Origin of the sequence: Nitrobacter sp. 62-13, assembly GCF_001896955.1 — a bacterium.
Classification (GTDB): Bacteria; Pseudomonadota; Alphaproteobacteria; order Rhizobiales; family Xanthobacteraceae; genus Nitrobacter.
The window spans coordinates 5,402-10,318 of record NZ_MKRN01000138.1; the positions used below are offsets into that span (position 1 = coordinate 5,402).

Consider the following 4,917-nt stretch of genomic DNA (forward strand, 5'->3'; position numbering starts at 1 on the left):
TGGTTTAGCCTGCAATGATCGACCGCACGCGGCCCGAAACGCGTATTCCCTCGCCGGGTTGATCGGAGATTTCCGCGAGCAGCCGGCATGGCACGCCCATGTCGTCGCCTTGGGCGATTTCGATTGATCCGCGGTGAGGCCAGCGCACATCGCGGAGATATCCTGCCAGTGCGGCGGCGGCCGCGCCGGTCGCCGGGTCCTCGTAGATCCCACCGGCAGCAAATGGGTTGCGTGAGTGGAAGCGACGATCGCCATCGGCGACAACGAGGCTGATTGTGGCGAAGCCGCTTTCCAGCATGAGGGCACGGCCCTGCGCAAAATCATAGCGCATGTCGGCGAGAGACTGCCGTTCGGATAGTGCGATAACAAGGTGACAGGCGCCGGCCTCGGCAATTGCAGGCGGGAGACGGTGATCGAGATCGGCTTGGCGATAGCCGAACAAGTCGAGCGCCTTTTCGATCAAGTGCGGATTGGCCGATATGCTCCGCGTCGGCGGCGACAGGAGGGTAGCTGACAGTCCATCATCGGTGCGGCGCCCTTCCACAGTTATGTCAGCTTCGTTGAGATGGAGATGAAACGTCCCGTTCCCGTGGCGCGTCGCCAGGGCGGCGCCGAGAGCGATGGTCGCGTGCCCGCAGAAGGGCACCTCGATCTCGGGAGCAAAGTAGCGCACCCGCCACGCATCACCGACTTGGGCGGCAAACGCCGTCTCGGAGTAGCCGACATCCTTGGCGATCGCCTGCATCTCGTCGGGTGGCGGCAACGCTTCACTGATCACGACACCTGCGGGATTTCCGCCGTGCTCACCGTGGGAGAAGGCTGCCAGGCGCTCCACTATGGGATCGTTCGACGCCCGCGATATCATGCACCCAACTCCTTTCGGCACGAGATGCTGTCAGCGACGGCGATGGCGATGGTCGCGTGAATGGCTCTGACATGCGGCATATGCGCGATCGACGGGCTGACTTGCCCCCGATCGGGCCGGACCGCTCCGGCGGGATCACGAGACATGCTGTGGGGCATTTATGCTACCTCGTTGCCCTGCGGAGCCTTCATGACCTGGGGGCGGCGAGGATGCATCGTTCTGCGCCGTGGCGTCGGCTGCGAACTCTTGCATTTCGCGCGTTATCCAATCCCGAAACGTCACAATCTCGGGTCGAGCCATCGTCTCGCGTGGGCCGACAAGCCAGTATCCCGTCTCAGCCTTGATGCTCGGCCCACAGAAGCGCACGAGGCGGCCACTCGCCAGCTCCGGCCGGACGAGTGGGAGGCGACCGATCGCGATTCCAAGCCCTTGAGCCGCCGCATCGATAGACATTTGAATCGTGTCGACCATCAGACCGCGCTCGCAGTCGATCGGCTCACGGCGCGCAGCCGCCACCCATGCGTTCCAGTCTTCGGAGACGGTCGTGATATGAATGAGCGGCGCATCGCATAGCCGTGCCGTCGGCCCCAATCTGGAAAGCAGCTCTGGCGAGCAGACGGGCACGAGTTCCTCCGCTAGCAGATGGAAGGCGACCAGGTCTGGCCACGTTCCTTTGCCCATGCGGATAGCGATATCCGCGCCGTCTCGGGGAAACTCGACGCGAGCGTGAGTCGTGTCGATATGGACAGTGATACCCGGATGGAGCTGCTGGAAGGCTGGGAGCCTCGGCAGTAGAAGGCGAGCACCAAAGGTCGGCGCGACGCTGATTGCGAGACTGCCCCGCGGCGGTCGCCCGGGCACGCGATCAGTTGCCTTGGAGAGGACGGTAAGCGCCTCTCGCACAGCGGGGAGGTAGTCTTCACCTGCGTCGGTAAGCGCAAGCCCGCGGCTCGAACGGGCGAACAGGGTTACTCCGAGCCAGTCTTCGAGCGACTGGATGCCGTGGCTTACGGCGCTCGGCGTCACCTCAAGTTCTTCAGCAGCCAGCTTAAAGCTCAACAATCTGCCGGCGGCCTCGAAGAATCGAAGCGTATTCAGCGGTGGTAGTCTGAACGCCATATGCCGGAAGCACCTCATTGTGCCGATACCGGCATGCAGTATGCGGTGGTTGCTCCGCTGGCGCGCATGAAATCAATTCACCGCTGGACAAGGGCTCTTCAACGCACTGGTAGGTCCGGTCGGCCAAAGGGGGTCGTCGTGTCTCAGTCTGCCGGCTGAGCGATGCTCATCCATGGGCAATGACAACTCGTTTGCGCGGTCGGTCCCCGCGCTTGAGTGTCGGCCATCCTGCGCACTCACGTGCTTGAGAGATCGATAAAAGCCGCGAGGAAAGAGATGACGATGGAAACCTTGCTTCAAGAGGCGACGGATGGCGTTGCTGTTCTGACGCTTAATCGCCCGGACAAGCTCAACGCGCTCGATTATCCTTTCATCGACAGCCTGACGGCGGCGCTCGGTGTGATCGAAGCTGACGCAACAATCGGCGCAGTCATTCTGACTGGAGCAGGGCGCGCCTTCTGCGCAGGAGCAGACATCCGCGCGTTCTCCGCGAGCGTCGAGGCAGGGGCCGAGGTCGCACTTCGTGACTTCGTCAGGCGCGGCCAAGCTCTGACGTCAAGGCTCGAACGCTTCCCGAAGCCGATCATCGCGGCGGTGAATGGTATCGCCTACGGCGGAGGATGCGAAATGGTGGAGGCTGTCGCTCTCGCTATTGCCGGCGAGGATGCGCGGTTTGCAAAGCCGGAGATCACGCTAGGTTTCCCGCCACCGTTTGGCGGGACGCAGCGGCTCCCGCGTCTTGTTGGTCGAAAGCGCGCGCTCAAGATGATTTTGACCGGCGACGTCATCTCCGCACAGGAGGCCGCGGCGATGGGGCTCGTGAACGCCGTGGTGCCGCGCGGGAAGCTGATCGAGGAGGCACGCGAGCTAGCCGGCCGGATCATAACCCACTCGCCGCGCGCGAGCAGTGCATGTCTGGCGAGCGTGACGCGCGGGATCAATCTCTCAATTGACGAAGGCCTTGCGGTCGAGGCTTTGCACTTCGGGCGTATGGCTCAAACGCCAGACATCATGGAGGGTATTAGCGCGTTCCTTGAGAAGCGGTCGCCGGTGTTTAAAGACTAGAGGCGGAGGAATTGCGCTTGTCGGAATATTTTATTGTGTTTTCCAGACTCCAATGCAGAAGATCTTGACCCCACATGGGACTGGCTTGGTTTGGGCGTTCACGTTTGTGATTCTTGAGGCGGCCCAAGCAGTTTTCTTCGGCTCACTCTTTCAGCGAGTAGATTCCTTCCTCGTAGGGTTGATCGTATTTGGTGCGACTAGCGCGATTGCCCTTGGCTGGGTTGCGCTACAGGTGCCAAGTCAGCTCAGCCGAGCGTTATCGCAACCCGCGTCATTGCTTGGCATGAATGTCACCGCCGCTGGCGGATGGATCGCATACCTCATCGCAGTACAGCTTATCGAGCCTACGATCGCGTTTGCGATGTTCTCCGGAATGGTGCCGCTCACGACAATCGCTGCGGCTCGACTTCGCGTTCTCGAAGCGAGCGGTTCCAGGAACAAGCTCGAAGCGAGTGGAAACCTTATCGTGGGCGTCTCGCTGCTGCTAATGGGCGGCGCAACCGCTCTGGGTTTGTCGGGGTTCGTCCGAGGGGGTAGTGCCGTTGCGGTAGCCGGGGTCGGGCTAGCTGCTCTCTCCGGCGTGTTGATTACCTGGATGCTGTTCTACTGTCGGCGGCTCGATTCCACCGGAGTCGGACCGATGGCGCAGTTCGGCCTTCGATTCTTACTGTATCTCCCCCTTTCCGCCGGAGGTCTTCTTCTTGGCCTCGATGAAAAGGAGGAAAGCGCGGCAACTGACCTGGTCGCAGTCCTGGCAGTCGGCGTGGTTCTGATGGCATTCCCGATCTATGCGGTGCAACGAGCCGTATCGTTGGTGACGCCACTGACGATCGCCACGATCACCGCCCTTGGTCCTCTCTTTGTGTTTGTCTTTCAGACGATTGAAGGACGGATAGGTTACTCCTACGCGACGCTTGTTGGGCTGGCTATATACTTCGCTGGTTCCATACTCGCGACTATAGGCGGGGGGCTTGCTACGCGGATATCGGCAAGGCAGGCGGCGTGAGGTTCGCTCAACGCGGCAAGAATTGTACTCGCTTGTGAGACCCCTTGGGCGTGCGCTTCTCTCGATGAAGGCGAGGGGTAGGTGGACTGAGCGAGCGGCGTGCGAGAGCGCAATTCCAAACGGTACACAGAGGCCGATCGAGAGGTCGACGCCGCAATAGCCGCCGGTGTCAGTCTGCGTATGCGCGCCCAATTGCTCATTCGAGCTTGGTGGAATCGACGACAGGTCCGCCGCCTTCTCGAATTAGGCGATGACCAACTCGACGACCTCGGCATCTGTCGAATGGATGTGCTGCTCGCGCTGAGACGCCGTATCTCGGAGGATCCATCTGCGATGCTTGTCGCGTGGCGCGACGAGCGCTGGGCTTCGGCTCAACGCCGGCAGACCGATGCAGTTAAATGTCATAGTGACAATCATGCTATGGACTCACATGACGCTAATACGACAATATAGCTGACGGAAATGCGGGATAGGGGAACATGGTAGGCTACCGCGCGATCGACTGGCACTCCGCCTTTGCACGACGCACGGAACGGATGAAGGCTTCGGAGATACGAGAGCTTCTGAAGCTCCTCGCGCGTCCGGAAATCATCTCCTTTGCCGGCGGTATTCCTGATCCAGCTCTGTTCCCAACCAAAGCCGTGCGAAGCGCTTATGACGCCGTTCTTTCAGATCCACACCTTGCTGGGCAGGCGCTGCAATACTCGGTCAGCGAAGGCTACGGGCCCCTCCGTTCCTGGATATCGAGTTACATGGCGAGACGAGGCGTGCGCTGCGGTGTCGAGAACATCGTCATAACCGCCGGATCGCAACAAGGTCTCGACCTGCTCGGCAAGCTCTTTCTTTCGCCCGGCGACACGGC

General features: G+C 61.0%; 4 protein-coding genes and 1 pseudogene. 3 read left to right on the forward strand and 2 right to left on the reverse strand.

Annotated elements, in window-relative coordinates:
• Positions 1 to 4: 4 nt before the first annotated feature.
• Together BGN91_RS10300 and gcvA are read right to left on the reverse strand one after the other, a co-directional pair.
• Positions 5 to 865 (reverse strand): PhzF family phenazine biosynthesis protein, encoded by an 861-nt coding sequence (locus BGN91_RS10300; RefSeq protein WP_292612827.1) that lies wholly within the window; start codon positions 863 to 865, stop codon positions 5 to 7.
• Between the two features lie 135 nt (positions 866 to 1,000).
• On the reverse strand, positions 1,001 to 1,984 hold the full coding sequence (gene gcvA / locus BGN91_RS10305; RefSeq protein WP_292612829.1) for a transcriptional regulator GcvA: 984 nt from the start codon (positions 1,982 to 1,984) through the stop codon (positions 1,001 to 1,003).
• Between the two features lie 276 nt (positions 1,985 to 2,260).
• On the opposite strand from gcvA, the gene BGN91_RS10310 reads away from it, so the two are divergent.
• The 3 genes and pseudogenes from BGN91_RS10310 to BGN91_RS10320 form a co-directional block, all read left to right on the forward strand.
• Positions 2,261 to 3,049, forward strand: a complete 789-nt coding sequence (locus BGN91_RS10310) for a crotonase/enoyl-CoA hydratase family protein (RefSeq protein WP_292612830.1) — start codon at positions 2,261 to 2,263, stop codon at positions 3,047 to 3,049.
• Between the two features lie 283 nt (positions 3,050 to 3,332).
• A complete protein-coding gene (locus tag BGN91_RS10315) occupies positions 3,333 to 4,055 on the forward strand; it encodes a hypothetical protein (RefSeq protein WP_292612832.1) in 723 nt (240 codons plus the stop codon).
• Positions 4,056 to 4,534: 479 nt separating this feature from the next.
• Positions 4,535 to 4,917, forward strand: a pseudogene (locus BGN91_RS10320) (PLP-dependent aminotransferase family protein); the annotation flags it as partial.

Coding starts and splice junctions, on each gene's coding strand:
- BGN91_RS10300 (WP_292612827.1), bottom strand. CDS start 865: ATGATATCGCGGGCGTCGAACGATCCCATAGTGGAGCGCCTGGCAGCC.
- gcvA (WP_292612829.1), bottom strand. CDS start 1,984: ATGGCGTTCAGACTACCACCGCTGAATACGCTTCGATTCTTCGAGGCC.
- BGN91_RS10310 (WP_292612830.1), top strand. CDS start 2,261: ATGACGATGGAAACCTTGCTTCAAGAGGCGACGGATGGCGTTGCTGTT.
- BGN91_RS10315 (WP_292612832.1), top strand. CDS start 3,333: ATGAATGTCACCGCCGCTGGCGGATGGATCGCATACCTCATCGCAGTA.